Origin of the sequence: Sphingobium sp. IP1, assembly GCF_002708645.1 — a bacterium.
GTDB lineage: Bacteria > Pseudomonadota > Alphaproteobacteria > Sphingomonadales > Sphingomonadaceae > Sphingobium > Sphingobium yanoikuyae.
Genome location: NZ_NOIW01000017.1, coordinates 1 through 17,441, shown reverse-complemented (window position 1 = coordinate 17,441; position 17,441 = coordinate 1). Strand labels below are relative to the sequence as shown.

Here is a 17,441-nt window from a genome sequence, read left to right as displayed (position 1 = left end):
CGTGCGCGGCGTTATTGCGCCGGTCTGGCCCTATCCAACCCATAACATCACATAACCGCAGGCGGGCTGTCTTGTCGGTTTGCCGGTTCCCACCATACCGTCATCATGAACCCGGCCAGGGCCCGCTAAAGGACGCAAAAGCCGGATTCATGACGGGAAGGTTACAGGGCGGTCGCGCCCGGTCAATAGATTTGGTATTACTTTGATCTTATACAGGTATAGCCGGAAGGAATGGCGGGGTGGATTCCTCGCCGCCAGCCGGGATAGCTTATAGCCATCGGCACCAGTCGGCATGCAATGGCCAGATAGAATTCGGTGTCGACGATCGTTGCCCCATTTTCAGATACAAGGAGGCTGTGTTGATCCAGCGTCGTGCGTTTCTTCTGGCCGGTGTGGCCGCATTCGCTTTACCCGGTGGGCTGGTGGCCAGGCCGTTGGTGCGAGGCGGGAAGTCGCTGCGGATGAAGGCAGCCGGGGCCAAGGCGCCGATCGAGATTGTCGAGGATGAATTGGGCTTGCCGCATGTGCGGGCGCAGTCGCTGCACGATGCCTATTTCGGGCAGGGATATCTGGTGGCGCGCGACCGGCTGTTCCAGATTGACATGGATTATCGGCGCGACATGGGGCGCATGGCCGAGGCCTTTGGCCCGCGCTTCGTGGCTGCGGACAAGGCGGCACGGCTGTTTTTGTATCGCGGTGATATCGCGGCGGAACTGGCCAGCCTGCCGGCCGGCGTGCTGGAATGCGCCATGGGCTATGTGGCGGGCGTCAATGCGCGGATCGCTGAACTGGAGGCTGATCCGGCACAGATGCCGCTGGAATATGGGATATTGAACCTGAAGCCGCTGCGCTGGGATGTGCATGACCTGGTGCGCAACCGGGGCATCGGCATGGGCGACGCCGATGATGAGATACGGCGCGCGCAGATGCAGGCGAAGGGGTTGCTGGAGCAGGATGCACTGATGGCACCGCTGCGCCCGGCTTGGACGTTCACCGTGCCCGAGGGGCTGGACTGTGCGGCGGTGAGCGACGCCGATTTGGGCGTGCTGGACCCGGCGAACCGGCCAGTGCCGTTCGACGCGATCCAGGAGGCGTCGTTCGATCGGGCGGAGCGCCGCGCCGATCGCTTTGCGCAGGGCAGCAACGCCTGGACCATCGCCGCATCGCGCAGCGCAACAGGACGGCCGATCTTGGCGAACGACCCGCATTTGGGGATTGGCGGCAACAGCCCAAGGCACATGATCCACCTGACCGCGCCGGGGCTGGACGTGATCGGCGCGGGCGCGCCGGGGCTGCCGGGGATCATGCAGGGGCATACCGACCATTTCGCCTTTGGCCGCACCAATTTCCATATCGACCAGACCGACCTGTTCATACTGCGCACGCACAAGAATGACCCGGAGCGCTACTGGCACAAGGGGCAGTGGAAACGCTTCGAGACGTTTGAAGACGAGGTCACAGTCAAGGACGGGCCGACACAGCGGGTGACCTTGCGCTATGCGCAGGGCAGACCGGTCGTGGCGCAGGATGCGGCGAAGCAGCGGGCAACCGCCTTTGCCACGGTAAGCATGCTGCCGGGCGCGAACATGCGCTTTGCCATTATCGCGATCAATCTGGCAAAGGACTGGCTGTCGCTGCGGCAGGCGTTCAAGATCCATACTTCTCCGACCAATTTCCATTATGCCGATGTGGACGGCAATACTGGCTGGCAGACGATCGGCTTCACGCCCAAGCGCCCGAAGCATGACGGCCTGTTCCCGGCACCGGGCGATGGCGATTTCGACTGGACGGGCATATTGCCGGTCGAGGAAATGCCGTCCGTCTACAACCCGAAGGAAGGCTGGTTCGCCTCTGCCAATCAGCTCAATATTCCGGCCGATTATCCCTATGGCAAGAAGGTCATAAGCTTCGCCTGGAGCGATCCCTTTCGCTACGACCGCATATCCGAAGTGCTGCGCAGCCAGCCAAAGCATCGGCTCGAGGATAGCATCGCGCTCCAGCATGATGTTCAGTCTCTGCCTGCGCGGGCGCTCGTGAAATTGCTGCCGGAAAAGCTGGTGCCCGAGGCACAGCCGGCTGCGGCATTGCTCAAACGCTGGGATTGCGGGCTGGAGGCGGATAGCGGCGCGGCGCTGCTCTACGAAATGGTGATGCCCGAACTGCAATCGGGCTTCCGCGACCTGGTGGTGCCGGCGGCGGCGCGGGAATTTATCCCGTCGGTCAACCTGTTTGAAATGCTGCGGATATTGGCGGCGCCTGACAAGCGACTGGGGCCAGTGCCCGATCTGGCGCGCGATGCGCTGATCGAGCGGTCGTTGATCGCCGGGTGGAAGAAGGCGGTCGCGCAGGGGGGAGCCGATCCGGCGCAGTGGCGCTGGGGCGATCTGCATCGGGTGACGCTGGCGCATCCACTGTCGTCGCTGCCAGGAATCGCAGCGGCCTTTCCGAAAATCGAAGGTGGACGATCGGGCGGTGACGGCTTCACGCCGATGGCGCGGGGCTTCAATCCCAAGCGCGGCTATCAGGTGTCCCATGGCGCCAGCTATTTGCTGGTCGCGGATGTTGGTGCGTGGGACAATAGCCGCTTCCTGCTGTTGCCCGGCCAGTCTGCCGACCCGCGATCGCCACGTTATCGTGATTTCTATCCGCGCTGGCTGGCTGGCGAGATGCAGCCGCTTTGGTTCAGCCGCGAGGCTGTGGAGCAGCATGCGGTAGACAGGATGGTGATTTTGCCGGGCTGAGGTTTACAGCGCCGCCGCTATGTCGAGCAAAACGCGGTCGACGGCGGCGGTGGCCTGTGCGTCGGTGCCGTCGGGCATGTCGTTAGCAAGAGCGGAAAAGACCAAAGTGCGGCCGCTTTTTGTAATGAAATAGCCGGAAAGGGCGCGGGCGGCGTTAAGGGATCCGGTCTTGGCAAACAGCTTGCCTTCCAGCAACGTGCCCTTGAAGCGGCCGCGGAGCGTGCCGTCCTGTCCGGCGATCGGCAGCGTTTGGCGCCAGGACATGCCCCAGGGCTGGCGCGCGATCCATGAGAGCAGGGTGACGGCAGCGCGCGGGGTGATGCGGTTATAGGAGGACATGCCCGATCCGTCGGCGAAGCTGTAGCTGGTTTCCGGCAGGCCGGCCTGCGTCATCAGCCGGTGCAGCGCGACCTGTCCGTCGGCGATCGAGCCGCTGGCCTGCGCGCGCGACACGCGCCGCAGCATGAGGTCGGCATGGAGGTTCTGGCTCTGTTTGTTGATGATGCGCATGTCGTCTGCCAACGGCAATGCGGGAAGCTGTGCGAGCATGTCGGGAGCGGGCGGCTGGGCGGCGGGCGCGCCCTTGCGGATTGCCGGATCGTCGGCGGGCGAGAGTGGGCGATGGCGGGTCATGACTGTGCCATCGACCTTCACGCCCCGCGCGACGAGCAAGTCGCGCAGTCTCCAGCCGGCATAATGGGCCGGATCGTCGATACTGAAATGGAGTGTGGCGGGCTTTGCTTCCACGCCGATCGTGCCGGTCAGGCGGATGACGCGGCCATAGGGCATGCGCTCGGCTGTGATCGCTTCGCCCGTTCCGGAGACGGTCGTGACACGATTGTCGATTTCATAATAGGCTGGTGCGGTGACGGTCGGCGCGGCGCCGCGCACGGCGGGTGTGACCGAGGCGGTCATTTCATTATCGTCCAGCGTCAGCGCGGAAATGCCAGTGCCATAGCGCGACTGGATATTGTTCCAACTCATCCCCGGTCCCCACCGTTCGTCGGGAAACCAGCTGTCATCGCCCACGATGTTGCGGACATGGCGCGTCTTCGCGGCGACCGCGTCGGCCAAGGTCTGGAGGCAGTCGATCGTGCAATTGTCTGCACTGGAAAGCCGTGCGTCGCCATGGCCGACAAGGATGACGTCGCCCTGATGCAGTCGAACGCCGGTGCCCTGCGCCGCAGCGTCCAGCGCCGGCAGGTCGGCATAAGCAGTGGCGGTGGTGAACATCTTGGTATTGGAGGCCGGAATGAAGCGCTGATCCGGCGCTATGGCGAGGATCGGTTCGCCCTCCAGCGTGGCGACCAGCAGGCCATAGCGGGTGCCGGCCGGCCCTTGCGCCAGTTGCTGTTCGACCGCAGCGACAAGGGGCGGCGGCGCATTCTGGGCGCAGAGGCCGGTTAGCGGCAGGGTGAGGGCGAGCAGGGGCAGGATGAGACGCATGGGGTGGATCATAGACCGCGAGCAGACCGATGGAATAGCACGTGAATGGCGGGACCTATAACTTGGGGCAATAAGGCAGACTTGCGATGCTGGCGGGGATCGGACTAGCCTGTTGCGCATGTTGTCCCTGCTCCTTGCTCTCGCCTCTGCCGCCGCGACGCCTGCGGCGCATCCGCCAGTCGCTATGGTCCGGCTGACCTTCGATCGCAAAGGCGTGACCGGCAGCAAGGTCAGCGGCCCGGCCGACATGGCGACGGGGCGAGCGCTGACGATTGATGATCCGGTTAGGGTTGCGTCCATTTCCAAGCTAGTGGTCGCCATCGGCGTCATGCGACTGGTGGAGGCGGGCAAGCTCGATCTGGACCGGGACGTGTCCGACTGGCTGGGCTATCGGCTGCGCCATCCCGGCTTTCCCGAGCGGCCGATCACGCTGCGACTGCTGTTGTCGCATCGGTCGGGTCTGGTCGACAGTGCCGGCTATGCGCTGCCGCTGGATGCGGACATGCGCGCCACGTTGGTCAAGGCGGAAGCATGGGATGCGCACCACGCGCCCGGCGACTGGTATGCCTATAGCAATCTCAATTTTCCGGTCGTCGCGGCGGTCATGGAGCGGGCGACAGGAGAGCGGTTCGACCGGTTGATGGATCGCCTGGTGCTCAAGCCGCTGAAGCTGGACGCCTGCTATAACTGGTCGAGCTGTTCAAGTTCCCGCGCTGCGCAGGCGGTGGTGTTGTATCAGGACGGGCAGGCGGTGCGGGACGAGAATAAGGGCGCGAAGCCCGCCTGCACGGTCACGCCCGCCCGCGATGGCAGTTGCGATCTGAGGACCTGGGTTGCGGGGCGCAATGGCGCAATCTTTTCGCCGCAGGGCGGTTTACGGATTTCGGCGCGCGGACTGGCTAGGGTAGGACGCCTGTTGCTTGGACGGGGTATGGTTGATGGCACGCGTGTGTTGAGCGCGCAGAGCGTGGCGCAACTGATGACACCGCTATGGACCTATGGCGGCGTCGATGGCGCCAATGGCGTGACCGGGGAAGCCGATACGGGGGACACGAACACGGGTTTCACCTGCCGCTATGGGCTGGCGATGGCCTTTCTCGCGACGGCCGCCAGGGGCTGCGCCGATGATCCGTTCGGCGATGGCCGGCAGCGTATCGGCCATGCCGGTGATGCCTATGGTCTGAAGTCAGGGCTGTGGATCGATCCGAAGCGGGGCACCGGCGTTGTGTATTTCGCGACGGACGTAGCGGGCGGGCGTGGCGCGATCAGCGCCTATACGCGGGTCGAGGAAGGGTTGGCGCAGGGGCAGCTACCCTAAGCGGCATCCCACGCCGCGATCAGTGCGTCGCCCACCGCCGGGCGCAGGGTGAAGATGCCGCTGTCGGCATGGCGGGTGGGGTGGACGCGGTTGGTCAGCAGGGTCCAGGCAAGGCCGCGGTCGAAATCGATCCACAGGCCCGTGCCGGTGAAGCCGGTATGGCCGATTGTTTCGGCCGAACAGGCGTCGCCCCCGGACCAGCCGGCAAAGGCGCGTTCCCAGCCGCAGGTGCGATGGCCGAACTGCGCGGTGCGGGTTTGCGCCAGCATGGCGGGGGAGAGGATCGAGCCGTCGAGCAGCGCCTTGGCAAAGCCCAGCACCCCGTCGACCGTGCCGAACAGGCCGGCATGGCCCGGCGCGCCGCCCAGTGCAGAGGCGTTTTCGTCATGGACTTCGCCCTTGAGGATGCGTCCGCGCCAGCTGCACGCCTCGGTCGCGACGGCAGCGCCGGGGGGCGGCCCGTAGGACAGGCCATCGCCCAACGGCCAGTCGCCAAGTGGTGCGCCGGTGATGCGTTCGATGGCTATGCCCAGGAGAATGAAGTTGATGTCTGAATAGACCGGCGGGCCGTGCCGCCATTCGCGCTGGAGGACGAAAGCGCGCAGCCGGGCAGGATCGTCGCCATAAGTGTAGATCGGCTCGACCGCGGGCAGAAAGCTGCGATGGGCGAGGCAATCGCGGAAGGTCAGCTTACGTTCCGCTGCATTGGCGACGTCATATTGGCGCAGGTCGGGAATGGCGTCGGTAAGAGGACGGTCGAGATCGAGCCGGCCCTGCTCGGCCAGTTGCAGGATCATGGTGGTGGTGGCGATCACCTTCGATACGGAGGCGAGGTCGAACCAGTGATCGCGGGTCAGGGCTTCGCGCTCGGGCAAGATGGCGGCTGAGCCGGCCAGGTGCACGGCGCTGCGGCCATCGGTGCTGACGATGCCAAGGGTCGCACCGGGAATGCGGCCGCTGGCGACAGCCCCGGCCGCCGGGGCGAAGGCGGCTTGGCAGATATAGTCTATCATATGAAGTCCTTACGCGGTTCTGGCTCGAACGCGCATGACGATCGGCAGGAAGAAGATTGCGGCAAGACTAAGTGCCCCCGACAGGATGAAGAAGCCGTCATAGCCGATCTGCTTCTGGATCGCGCCGGCCGCGCCGCCGACCAGGCGGGGCAGCAGGAAGGCGAAGCCAGACAGAAAGGCATATTGGGTGCCGGGATAGCGCGGGCTGACCAGCATGGAGAGATAGACGACGAAGACCGCCCCCTCCAGGCCATGACCGAACTGGTCCACACCCGCCGCGACATAGAGGACGAGTGCGGACGGCTCGGCATACCAGAGCCAAACGAACACCCAATTGCCGATCGCCGAGGCGCAGGCGCCGATGATGAGCGCGAGCATCATTGGCAGGCGCGCGGCGCACAGGCCGCCCAGCGCGACGCCGGCCATGGAGCAGGAAAGCGCGACGACGCCATCGGCCATGCTGATCTGTTCCAGGCTGTAGCCGGCCGCATTCCAGAGCGGGTGCGAGAGGGTCAGCGTCAGCACATCGCCCATGCGGTAGAAGGAGACGAAGGCCAGCACCGGCAGCACGGCATAGCCATAGCGCCAGAAAATCTCGACATAGGGGGCGATGAAGCCCGGCATCTTCGCGGGCGCATCGGCCGGCAGGCGGCGGATGCGCGGCAGGGCGATGGCGAGCGCGGCGAAGGGCAGCAGCGCGACCGCCAGCACTATGGGTGTGACATTGGTCTGGGCGGAGAAGCCCGCGCCCTGCACAGCGGAGAGCAGCGCCCAGCCGACAAGCGTCGTGGCCGCGCCGGTGGCGGCGAGGATGGCGAGGCTGACAAGGGTGCCGCTGATGAGCGCATTGGCGCGCCCCTTGGCGCCTTCCTGTTCCGGGCGCATGGCGGCGAGGATGGGGAAGGGGAGGAAGGCGGCGATGGCGATGGCAAGATAGGCCCAGGTCCAGCCGGCCCAGGCAGCAACCAGCACTGCGCCGCTGCCCGCCGCGACCATGGCGCTGCGATAGCCCCACAGGTTCGCCGCAACGATCGGCCCTTGCTGTGCCTGTGTCGGCGCCAGTTCAATGCGCCAGCCATCGGCCGCGACCTCCAGCGTGGTGGTCCAGAAAGCGAGGAGGATCGCAAAGAGCGCGGTGAGCGGCAGGCTCTGGTCGCTGGAGGTGAAGGCCATGGCGACCATGGAAAAGAAGATGCCGAGCTGCGACAGCATGATCCAGCCGCGCCGTCGGCCCCAGAAGCGGGAGAAACCGGGGACGCTGTAGCGATCCAGAAGCGGGGCCCAGACAAATTTGAAGGTCGGAAGCAGCGCGATCCAGGCGAAGAAGCCGATGATGACGATATCGATGCCGTGGCGCGCGAGCCGTAGCGTCAACACGGCATTGAACATGTAGAAGGGTAGGCCGGCGGAGAAACCGAGGAGGAGGTAGAGGCTGAGCGTGCGGAGAGGCGGGCGCTCTGGCGTGGGGTCTTGGGTCAGGTCGGCGGCGATCGATGCGGTCATTCAGCCGATTTCCTTGAGTTCGGTCACAAAGTCATAGCGGTCGCCGCGATAGACAGAGCGGGTGAATTCGACCGCTCGGCCACCGGAAATGCGGGTGAGGCGTTCGATACGGAGCACTTCGCTATTTTGACGCACGCACAGCAGACCGGCTTCGGTCGGCGTGGCGAGCGAGGCGCGGACGCGCTGCGTGCCGGAGGTCGGACGGAAACCGGCCCGGCCCATCGCCTCATAGAGGGAATCGCCGATGATCTCGAGGTCAGGCAGGCAATCGGCGGGAACTATGGCATGTTCGATCGCCAGCGGCTCGCCGCCTGACAGGCGCACGCGGCCAAGCCGCGCGACGCGGGCCGAAGGGGATATGGCAAGCGCGGCCGCCTCTTCCTCGGTCGGCTGGGCATAGCTTTTCATCATCCAGATCACACCGGGATCTTCGCCGCGAGACAGGGCGTCATGGGTGAAGCTGGACAGGACGGAGGCGGGCGTTTCTATCCGGCGGGCGACGAAGGTGCCCGAACCTTGCTTGCGGAACAGCACGCCTTCCTCGATCAGTTGCTCGATCGCCTTGCGGACGGTGACGCGTGAAAGGCCGGCCATTTCGCTAAGGTCGCGTTCGGACGGCAGGGCATTGCCCGGTATGATGCCGCCGCTTTCGATATGATCGCGCAGATTGCGCGCCAGTTGCAGGTAGAGCGGTGTCCCGTCTTCCCCGCGCGCGACCAGTTTTTCCCGCATCTCGTCCTATCCCCCCCTTTGCACGGCGCGCATCGCGTCCGACAGATTCTCGCCGTGGATTTCAAGTAGACGGTGCGCTTCGTTGGTTGCCACTCCCATGGCAACCAGCACCGCCTGCTTGATGTCCTGTCCCGCTGCATCGAGTGCGTGCGATGCTGCGGCCATGTCCACATCGGCAATGTCGCGCACCATGGCCTCTCCACGCAAGCGCAGCTTTTCGTTGGAGATGCGCATGTTGACCATGCGGCCGCGATATACGAGGCCCATGCGCAGCATGATCGCGGTGGACAATATGTTGAGCGTCGCCTTTTGCGCGGTGCCGGCCTTCATCCGGGTGGAACCGGCGACGATTTCAGTCCCGGTTTCCACGGTCAGGCCATATTCGGCTGCGGCACTCAGCGCGCTGCCTGCATTATTGGCGATGCCGATGGTCAGCGCACCGGCCGCCCGGGCAGCGGCGATGGCAGCGAGAGTATAGGGTGTGCGGCCGCTGGCGGCGACGCCGATCACCACATCGTGCGGACCGAGGGCGGCGTCCGCGATTTCGGCGCTGGCGGCGTGCGCATCATCCTCTGCCCCTTCGGCCGCTTGGGTGAGCGCTGCAAGGCCACCCGCCATGAGGAAGAGCAGACGTTCTTGCGGCCAGTTATAGGTAGGATAGAGTTCAACGCCGTCCTGCACGGCAATGCGGCCCGACGTGCCGGCGCCGACATAGACCAGTCGACCCTGCGTGCCGAGGCGCGCGGCGGCGGCTTGGGCGGCCAGTGCGATGGCCTGCGCCTGCGATCCGATGGCAGCGATGGCGGCCATCTGCCCTTCAAGCATCGCTTCAACCGCGCGAATGGTCGGCCATTGATCGATATCGACATAGCGCGGATCGATGGTTTCGGTACTCATGGGTACTCCGTGTCAGGCCGTTGACGCCCGGCTTTGATCGGTTCGACTTCGTGCGCGGCAGGCAGAATTTGTGCAAGCGGCACTTCTGGCATGTGGTATTGTCCTTGTTGAATTTCGATGCAACCAAAATAATTCCAATTGCCCTTTTTCGTTCATTTGGTATTGTTTCGGCATGATCTCGATGCAAGATGGGGGCTGTGCCACACTGATGGCGCGTGAGGCGGCGCAAGCGCCAGAGCGTTGCGCGGCGCAGATTGCGCGCAATGCCGATCTAATGCGGGAGGCTGGCGCCCGGCTGCGCGCGATGGTGTCGCCCTTTGCTGCGACGCTGGCGCGGGGCAGTTCGGATCAGGCGGCAGCCTTTGCCAAGGTTCTGCTGGAAACGCGGGCGGATATGCCGACATTGAGCCATGCGCCGTCGATCGGGTCGCTGTACAAGGCGACGTCGTCGCGTTTCAAAGATGTGCCCTTGATCGCCATTTCGCAGTCTGGGCGCAGCCCTGACCTGATCGCGGCGGCAGCGGATGCGCGGCGGCAGGGCGCGCTGGTGGTCGCCATCGTCAATGACGCTGCCTCGCCGCTGGCGGAGATGGGTGATATCTGCATTCCCATCCATGCCGAACCCGAAACGAGCGTGGCGGCGACCAAGAGCTTCATCTGCACGTTGGTCGCGCTGGCGCATCTGGTGGCGGAATGGAGCAAGGATGCCGCTTTGCTGGAGGCATTGGGGTCGATCGATGAGGTGCTGGAGGCCGCGGTGGCCGCGGACTGGACCGGCGCGGTGCCATTGTTGCGCGATGCGCGCAATATGCTGGTGCTGGGGCGCGGCCTGACCCTGCCGATCGCGGGAGAAGCGGCGCTCAAGTTCAAGGAAACATCGAGCCTGCATGCTGAAGCGTTCAGCATTGCAGAAGTCGCGCATGGGCCGATGACGCTGATCGGTGAAAGCGATCCGGTGCTGGCGCTGGGGCCGATCGATGAAGCGCGAGCGGGACTGCGCGAACGGCTGGAGGATTTTAGGGCACGTGGGGCGCAGGTGATTGCAGCAGGTCATCCCCACGATGTAGCGGCCGCCACCCTGGCCCTGCCAGGGGCATGGGACTTGCATCCGGTGGTGGGCGCGATCGCGCAGATTCAGAGCTTTTATGGCCTCGCCAATGCGCTGTCGTTGGCGCGCGGGCGCGATCCCGACGCGCCGCCGCATCTGGCCAAGGTGACGCGGACATTATGAGCAGGCAGGCGCTTGTCGGTGCGGCGATCGTGCAGCCCGACGGGATCACGGATGATGGCGCGCTGCTTGTTGAGGGCGGGCGTATCATCGGGATTGTGGCGTGCGACGCGGTGCCGGCGGAATATGAGACGGTAGCGCTGGAGGGCGGATGGCTGCTACCCGGCTTCATTGATACGCAGGTCAATGGCGGTGGCGATGTGCTGCTGAACGACAAGCCCGATTTGGAGGGCATTCGCGTCATCGCGCAGGCGCATCGGCGGTTCGGGACGACGGGCTTGTTGCCCACGCTGATCAGTGATGACGCTGCGGTGGTCGAGAGGGCGATCATGGCGGGGGAGGCTGCGCTGATGCAGGGTGCCCCAGGCGTGCTGGGTGTGCATATCGAGGGGCCGCATCTCAACCCTGTGAAGAAGGGTATCCATGACGCCGCCAAATTTACCGCCATCGGTCCCATAGCGCTGGAACGTTTGAGGCAGCCGACGATCGGGCGGCGGATCGTGACGCTGGCGCCGGAACTGACCCCGCCCGGCGTGATCCGGGCATTACGGGAGTCCGGCGTTCTCGTGGCGGCGGGGCATAGCCTGGCCGATTATGACCAGACGATCGCGGCGCTGCGCGAAGGTCTGACCGGCTTCACCCATTTGTTCAACGCGATGACGCAAATGGGGAGCAGGGAGCCGGGCATGGTGGCCGCCGCACTGCTGGATCGGGACAGTCATTTCGGGCTGATTGTCGACGGGGTGCATGTGCATCCCGCATGCCTGCGCGTGGCGATTGCGGCGCGCGGGTTCGATGGTGCGATGCTGGTGACGGATGCGATGCCGCCGGTGGGAGGCGCTCAACATAGCTTCACCCTGATGGGCCAGCCAATCCATGTCGCCGATGGCATATGTCGCGGGCCGGACGGAACGCTGGCGGGATCGGCGCTCAGCATGGTCCAGGCCTTCCGCAACGCGATGGACATGATGGGCTGTTCCATGATCGAGGCGTCGCGCATGGCAAGCGGCAATCCGGCGCGATTTTTGCGGATGGCTGATCAGAGAGGCGCGATCGCGCCGGGGCTGCGCGCGGATCTGGTCCATCTGGACGGGAACCGACGGGTACGGCGGACGTGGATCGACGGGCAGATGGAGGAAGGCGGCGAGTGAGTGACCTGCTGCCCCGGCTGCGTGCGATCGTGGGCGCGCGCCATGTGCTGACGGGCGCCCAGGCGACCGCGCGCTATCGCCATGGTTATCGTACCGGATCTGGCAAAGCGCTGGCGGTGGTGCGGCCGGGCAGCCTGGTCGAGCAATGGCGCGTGGCGCGGGCCTGTGTCGCGGCGGATGTCTCGATCATCATGCAGGCGTCCAATACCGGCCTGACCGGCGGATCTACGCCTGATGGCGATGATTATCCGGGCGGCTGCGTGATCATCAGCACGACGCGGATCGACGGGCTGCATCTGATCCGCGATGGTACGCAAGTCATCTGCCTGCCCGGCACCACGCTCTATGCGCTGGAAAAGGCGCTGGCACCGTTGGGGCGGGAGCCGCATTCGGTGATCGGCTCATCCTGCTTCGGCGCATCGGTGGTGGGGGGCGTATGCAATAATTCGGGCGGGTCGCTGGTGCAGCGCGGGCCGGCCTACACGCAGCTTAGTCTGTATGCTCAGGTGGATGCGGACGGGGCTTTGCGTCTGGTCAATCATCTTGGCGTGGCGCTGGGCGATGATCCCGAAGAAATGCTGCGGCGGCTGGAGGCTGGCGATTTTCGGTCGGACGATGTCGATGCGTCGGCGGATAGCTGGGCGCATGACCATGATTATGCCGGGCATGTGCGCGATATCGACAATGCAACGCCTGCCCGCTTCAATGCCGACAGCCGGTGCCTGTACGAGGCAGCGGGCAGCGCGGGCAAGATGATCGTCTTCGCCGTTCGGCTTGACAGTTTCGTGAAGGAAGAGGGAGCCTCCACCTTCTACATCGGAACCAATGACCCCGCGCAGCTGACGGCGATACGACGCATCATATTGGGCGAATTCAGCCATCTGCCAGTGGCGGGCGAATATATGCATTGCGACGCATTCGACATAGCCGATCGCTATGGCAAGGACATGTTCTTCGCAATCGAGCGGCTTGGGACGGACCGGCTGCCCCGGCTGTTCTGGCTGAAAGCGCAAGTGGATGCTCTGCCCTTTGTCGGAGCTGGGTTCAGCGACCGGATGATGCAGCGGATCGGCCGTCTGCTGCCCGACCATCTGCCTCGCGAGATGCGCTCCTATCGTGCCCGGTTCGAACATCATCTGCTGCTCAAGATGCCAAAGGCGGCGGTGGAGCAAACGCGTGCGCTACTCGCCCGCCTGTTTGCGGCTGGGGAAGGTGACTATTTCGAATGCAGCGCGGCGCTGGCGGCCAAGGCATTCCTGCATCGCTTCGTCGCGGCGGGGGCGGCGGTACGTTATCGCGCAGTGCATTCCAAGACGGTTGAGGATATCATACCCCTGGACGTGGCGTTGCCGCGCAATGCACTCGAATGGCAGGAAAAATTGCCGCCCGATCTGGCAGCGCAATGCATCCATAGCCTCTATTATGGGCATTTTCTATGCCATGTGTTCCATCAGGATTATATCGTTCGCAAGGGCGTGGAGCCCTTGGCATTCGAGCATCGCATCTGGGCGTTGCTGGATGACCGCGGGGCGGAATATCCGGCCGAACATAATGTGGGCCATCTCTACAGGGCCAAACCTGCTCTGGCGGATTTCTATCGGCGGATCGATCCACGCAACCAGTGTAATCCCGGCATTGGTCAAACCGCGCGGGCGCGCCATTGGGGCGAACAGCAGGAGGAACTCGGGTCGTGACTTATTTCCTTGGCATAGATGCAGGTGGCAGCAATTGTCGCGCGCGGTTGATCGACAACGAAGGCAAGGTGATCGGCACCGGGCAGGGTGGAACGGCCAATGCCCGGATCGGGCTGGAGCCGCTCTATGCGACATTGCGCGCAGTTTCGGATCAGGCGATCGGGGAGGCGGGGCTATCCCGGGCGCAGATCCAGACGATCCGTGCGGGCATGGGCATTGCAGGGATTTCGCGGCCGGGTGTGCGCGACGCGCTGAAGGATTTTGCCTTTCCCTTTGCCTCGGTCGCTTATGGGACCGATGCCTTCATCGCAAATCTGGGCGCGCATGGCGGGGCGGATGGGGCGATCCTGATATTGGGTACGGGCAGCATTGCGCAGGTGCGCGCGGGCGGCCGGGATTTCACCATTGGCGGCTATGGCTTCCCCATCTCCGATGAGGGCAGTGGCGCGGCCCTGGGCCTGAGCGCGATGCGTCATGCACTGCGCGCTCTGGACGGGAGATCGCAGGCAACGCCGCTTAGTCGGGCAGTGACGGAGCGCTTTGGGCATGACACGGCGCAGGCGATCGGCTGGATGGATAAGGCTACGCCTAAAGATTATGGCAGCTTCGCGCCGCTGGTGATGGATTATGCGGAGGCTGACGACGCGATTGCCCGGTCGATCGTCGAGGATGCTGTCCAGCATATCGAGCGGTTTATCGAGACGATCTTCGAGCGCGGAGCGATCCGCTGTACGCTGGTGGGCGGATTGGCCGATCGTATGCAGCCTTGGCTTCGAGCGCGGACGGTAGCGCGATTGAGCCCGATGCTGGGGGACCCGCTGGACGGCGCCTTGCTTTTTGCCAGCTATTAGAACTTGTTACGCTGGCCGGCTGCAAGTTGCTGTCGTGGGTGCACAGCAACTCAGATTGACGATGCCGTTGGCATATGTGGCGCATGAATAGAAACGCCCTGCCACGACCGCCTTGATCAGAGGGCCTGTGTAGGTGCAGTCTGTCACATTTCCCTTAGCGTTCGATAGTGGAGTTCAGGGGCCACCGGCAAACGCTAAGGATTTCATTGTGTTCAAGCTGTCACCTACAGCAATGGCCCAAGGGGGGCCTGGTTGTAGGTCCCGGCTAAATTGTCAGGCTGCAACCTTCTGGCGTGTTCGGTTGCCGCGCGCTGGTGCGAGCTTGGCCTGCGGCTTGCGTCCGAGGCCGAACTGCAACGCAAGCTCTTTGCGTTGTGCGGCGTAGTTCGGGGCGACCATCGGGTAATCTGCCGGCAGATTCCACTTCTTGCGATATTCATCGGGGGAAAGGCCGTAAGTGCTCATGAGATGGCGCTTAAGCATCTTGAGCTTCTTGCCGTCTTCAAGGCAGACCAGATAATCCGGCTTGATCGAGCTACGAACAGACACTGCAGGTTGCAGGGGAACTGCTTCCGTCGGTTCAGGAGAATTGAGATTCGCCAGCGCGTTGTGAACATTCGTAATCAGTGAGGGCAGGTCACCTGCCGCAACGCTGTTATTGGACACATGCGCAGACACAATGTCGGCGGTCAGGGTCGTAAGGTGGTCGCGAATCTCAGATTGTTCAGTCATATTTGCGTCCCGTTTTATTCTGTGGGACGAGGGCATCTACGCCAGGATAATTAAAATGTCATCAATGCCTGGCTCATATCGTCGCATAAGAAATGCGCTCTGACATTTTGCCCCCAATCATGACGGATTGAGTCCGGGTACTCCAGCTCCTCCCAAGTTCCCCTTAGAGGCTGCTCGGGGCCTTTGCGGACTCCGCAGCAGCAAGCTCCTGCGTCGAGGGGCTGATGGAATTGCTATGGATGCGTTTCTTGTGCTTGAAGAAGAGAAGCGCTACGGCAATCGCCACGTAGCAGGGCGGCCAGAAAATCGCTACCAACCTGTCGGACAGATTTACTGACACTGAAGGTTTGGACGCGTTCTGATTCTTCCATAACCAATAAATGCCGAACAGCCAAATTGAAGCTGTGGCAATAAAAATAAAATATAATAAAATCATCATAAATACGATCCGGTAACTAATAAATCTTATTTACGATATGTTTATCTCTATTGCTTCAGAGGCGATTTCGTAAACTACTGGCGTATATAATTATCGCTCTGCAAATTCATATAAGCTTACAAAAGATCATATGGTTGCGAACCCGAAGGATCTTTCTCCCAATGAATGCATCAATTTCATGATTTAGTCAAGGGGTATGTGTTTGATTGAAATCATGGATTTACCATGATCATATTGGCGATCGCTAAATCACGTTTTCAAAGGGATATTGATGATATCTTCTGCCGCGTGATGAGTGGTTGAGGCGATTTCTGGATTTTGACTGGGTGTATTGGCGATATTTAATGATGCACTTTGCGGAATTGTGGTCGCTGGCTTGGAGGTGGCTGATTGGCCGGCTGCTGAGCGGATCATTTGTTCATAATCATCGATCATCTGGGAATTTGAGGAATCTCTGCCAAGTTTGAGCGCGCGCTCCGCCCAGAAACGATATGAAATAGGATCGGATAAGAGGCGATCGATAATATTGGAGAGCCCTTGTACATCTCCCAAGGGCACTATCAGCCCGCAGCATGTGCCGTCCTTTGCAGTAACGCCTTCGACTTGGACAGGAACATCCGATACTATCAGGGGTAGGCCGAGGCGCGCGGCTTCTATGAGCGCAAGGCTGTGCCCCTCGAAATGGCTGACCTGAACAAAGATGTCGGCCTTTGCCGCTTCGCGCAGCGCCTCCTCTCGGCTGAGGTAGCCCAGGAAATCAATCCGATCCGCACTGCCTTCGTCCATGGCTTGCTGACGCAGGCTGGCTTCGTCTTCGCCCCCTCCCGCTATCGCTAGGTGGGTGTTGGGGAGCCGAGCGATTGCGGAGATGAGCATTGGATAATTTTTCTGATAGGCTAGCCGCCCAAGGGCGACAACGCGCCTGTCCTTGCTCGCAATCCGGGGTGGGGCGCTTGCTAAAGTGGCGAGGAGGCGTTCGATATGTCCCGGCAGCGCATTGCGAATGGTGTGGGATTTGCGCAGATATCGCCGAGATTTACTGGAAAGTGAGCCGGCTACCGTATTCGAAACGCTCATGATCGCATGAACATTGGGCAGAAGACCGGTAAGGTTGTCTAGGCTATTGAGCTTGGGGTTATGTGTCTCGATCGGGGAATGGTGCGTTGCAATGACCTTTGTGGATACGCCGGAGAGAAATGCAGCCAGGGGTATGATGACATTGGCGGCTGGCATTCCGGTTACGATAGCATCGGGTCGTTCCCGCCGCAGGAAGGACATGAGCTTAAAAAATGTACGAATGCCCGCAAGAGGGGTGCGTGGCCGAGTTGCGCCGATATGCAGCCATGCAGGGCCAGGGGCCGGTTCGTTAAGTTCGGGGTAAATTCCAAATCGCTGCACCATGTGCCCGCGCGCAGCGAGGCCTTCGGAAATATCATTCCAAAGTTCAAGCAGGCCACCTGGTGCTGAATGTGTCACGGCAAACTGGATTTTGAGCATTGAGCGACATTCCCCCGTCTTTTGGCTTGCGTCGCCCCCGCGCCGCCATGCCTCATGCCGCGCTGATCGCGGCAACCTCAAGATGCTGAGTATATCGTCAATAATCGCTGAATTTCCAGCTTTCTTTCAGCATAATTGTGTCTCAATCAATCTTTTATAGTAATCGATGGAATTATATGATCTAAAAATTGATCTGCAC

At 62.4% G+C, this 17,441-nt stretch carries 13 protein-coding genes; 6 read left to right on the top strand and 7 right to left on the bottom strand.

What is annotated here, in order from left to right; genetic code table 11:
• Window positions 1-359: 359 nt before the first annotated feature.
• Window positions 360-2,741 (top strand): penicillin acylase family protein, encoded by a 2,382-nt coding sequence (locus tag CG471_RS08145; RefSeq protein WP_099231514.1) that lies wholly within the window; start codon window positions 360-362, stop codon window positions 2,739-2,741.
• Window positions 2,742-2,744: 3 nt separating this feature from the next.
• Here the strand turns inward: CG471_RS08145 and dacB are convergent, their stop codons facing one another.
• Window positions 2,745-4,187 (bottom strand): D-alanyl-D-alanine carboxypeptidase/D-alanyl-D-alanine-endopeptidase, encoded by a 1,443-nt coding sequence (gene dacB / locus CG471_RS08140; RefSeq protein ID WP_234792548.1) that lies wholly within the window; start codon window positions 4,185-4,187, stop codon window positions 2,745-2,747.
• 118 nt (window positions 4,188-4,305) lie between these two features.
• Here dacB and CG471_RS08135 point away from each other — a divergent pair, with 118 nt between their 5' ends.
• Window positions 4,306-5,505 carry a serine hydrolase gene (locus tag CG471_RS08135; RefSeq protein WP_218964243.1) on the top strand — a complete coding sequence of 400 codons (1,200 nt, stop codon included), beginning with the start codon at window positions 4,306-4,308 and terminating at the stop codon, window positions 5,503-5,505.
• Here CG471_RS08135 and CG471_RS08130 read toward each other — a convergent pair.
• Genes CG471_RS08130 through CG471_RS08115 form a run of 4 tightly spaced genes read right to left on the bottom strand, consistent with a single transcriptional unit; the run spans window position 5,502 to window position 9,650 of the window.
• Window positions 5,502-6,518 (bottom strand): serine hydrolase, encoded by a 1,017-nt coding sequence (locus CG471_RS08130; RefSeq protein WP_099231513.1) that lies wholly within the window; start codon window positions 6,516-6,518, stop codon window positions 5,502-5,504. The two genes, CG471_RS08135 and CG471_RS08130, sit on opposite strands and share 4 nt — an antisense overlap.
• A gap of 9 nt (window positions 6,519-6,527) precedes the next feature.
• Entirely contained in the window at window positions 6,528-8,021 is a 1,494-nt protein-coding gene (locus CG471_RS08125; RefSeq protein ID WP_099231512.1) for a permease, read from the bottom strand.
• The gene (locus CG471_RS08120) at window positions 8,022-8,753 is read right to left on the bottom strand and encodes a GntR family transcriptional regulator (protein WP_099231511.1); all 732 of its coding nucleotides are present in this window, start codon (window positions 8,751-8,753) and stop codon (window positions 8,022-8,024) included.
• A gap of 6 nt (window positions 8,754-8,759) precedes the next feature.
• Window positions 8,760-9,650, bottom strand: a complete 891-nt coding sequence (locus tag CG471_RS08115; protein WP_069339035.1) for an N-acetylmuramic acid 6-phosphate etherase — start codon at window positions 9,648-9,650, stop codon at window positions 8,760-8,762.
• A gap of 172 nt (window positions 9,651-9,822) precedes the next feature.
• Here CG471_RS08115 and CG471_RS08110 point away from each other — a divergent pair, with 172 nt between their 5' ends.
• The 4 genes from CG471_RS08110 to CG471_RS08095 are packed head-to-tail and all read left to right on the top strand — an operon-like array spanning window position 9,823 to window position 14,574.
• The gene (locus tag CG471_RS08110) at window positions 9,823-10,881 is read left to right on the top strand and encodes an SIS domain-containing protein (RefSeq protein WP_099231510.1); all 1,059 of its coding nucleotides are present in this window, start codon (window positions 9,823-9,825) and stop codon (window positions 10,879-10,881) included.
• Window positions 10,878-12,029: an N-acetylglucosamine-6-phosphate deacetylase gene (nagA, locus tag CG471_RS08105; protein WP_099231509.1), complete on the top strand. Its 1,152-nt coding sequence runs from the start codon at window positions 10,878-10,880 to the stop codon at window positions 12,027-12,029. The genes CG471_RS08110 and nagA overlap by 4 nt, the downstream gene beginning before the upstream one ends.
• Window positions 12,026-13,723 carry a D-lactate dehydrogenase gene (dld, locus tag CG471_RS08100; protein ID WP_099231508.1) on the top strand — a complete coding sequence of 566 codons (1,698 nt, stop codon included), beginning with the start codon at window positions 12,026-12,028 and terminating at the stop codon, window positions 13,721-13,723. Before nagA ends, dld begins: the two co-directional genes overlap by 4 nt.
• A complete protein-coding gene (locus tag CG471_RS08095; protein WP_069339031.1) occupies window positions 13,720-14,574 on the top strand; it encodes a BadF/BadG/BcrA/BcrD ATPase family protein in 855 nt (284 codons plus the stop codon). Before dld ends, CG471_RS08095 begins: the two co-directional genes overlap by 4 nt.
• 273 nt (window positions 14,575-14,847) lie before the next feature.
• Here CG471_RS08095 and CG471_RS08090 read toward each other — a convergent pair whose 3' ends face one another.
• Both CG471_RS08090 and CG471_RS08080 read right to left on the bottom strand, forming a co-directional pair.
• Window positions 14,848-15,306: a MucR family transcriptional regulator gene (locus tag CG471_RS08090; protein WP_069339030.1), complete on the bottom strand. Its 459-nt coding sequence runs from the start codon at window positions 15,304-15,306 to the stop codon at window positions 14,848-14,850.
• A gap of 688 nt (window positions 15,307-15,994) precedes the next feature.
• Window positions 15,995-17,242 carry a glycosyltransferase gene (locus CG471_RS08080; protein ID WP_099231507.1) on the bottom strand — a complete coding sequence of 416 codons (1,248 nt, stop codon included), beginning with the start codon at window positions 17,240-17,242 and terminating at the stop codon, window positions 15,995-15,997.
• Between the last annotated feature and the right edge of the window lie 199 nt (window positions 17,243-17,441).

Bases quoted from the DNA above. Each gene is read 5' to 3' on its own strand.
- dacB (WP_234792548.1), bottom strand. From the start codon at position 4,187: ATGCGTCTCATCCTGCCCCTGCTCGCCCTCACCCTGCCGCTAACCGGC.
- CG471_RS08135 (WP_218964243.1), top strand. From the start codon at position 4,306: ATGTTGTCCCTGCTCCTTGCTCTCGCCTCTGCCGCCGCGACGCCTGCG.
- CG471_RS08130 (WP_099231513.1), bottom strand. From the start codon at position 6,518: ATGATAGACTATATCTGCCAAGCCGCCTTCGCCCCGGCGGCCGGGGCT.
- CG471_RS08125 (WP_099231512.1), bottom strand. From the start codon at position 8,021: ATGACCGCATCGATCGCCGCCGACCTGACCCAAGACCCCACGCCAGAG.
- CG471_RS08120 (WP_099231511.1), bottom strand. From the start codon at position 8,753: ATGCGGGAAAAACTGGTCGCGCGCGGGGAAGACGGGACACCGCTCTAC.
- CG471_RS08115 (WP_069339035.1), bottom strand. From the start codon at position 9,650: ATGAGTACCGAAACCATCGATCCGCGCTATGTCGATATCGATCAATGG.
- CG471_RS08110 (WP_099231510.1), top strand. From the start codon at position 9,823: ATGATCTCGATGCAAGATGGGGGCTGTGCCACACTGATGGCGCGTGAG.
- nagA (WP_099231509.1), top strand. From the start codon at position 10,878: ATGAGCAGGCAGGCGCTTGTCGGTGCGGCGATCGTGCAGCCCGACGGG.
- CG471_RS08090 (WP_069339030.1), bottom strand. From the start codon at position 15,306: ATGACTGAACAATCTGAGATTCGCGACCACCTTACGACCCTGACCGCC.
- CG471_RS08080 (WP_099231507.1), bottom strand. From the start codon at position 17,242: ATGCTCAAAATCCAGTTTGCCGTGACACATTCAGCACCAGGTGGCCTG.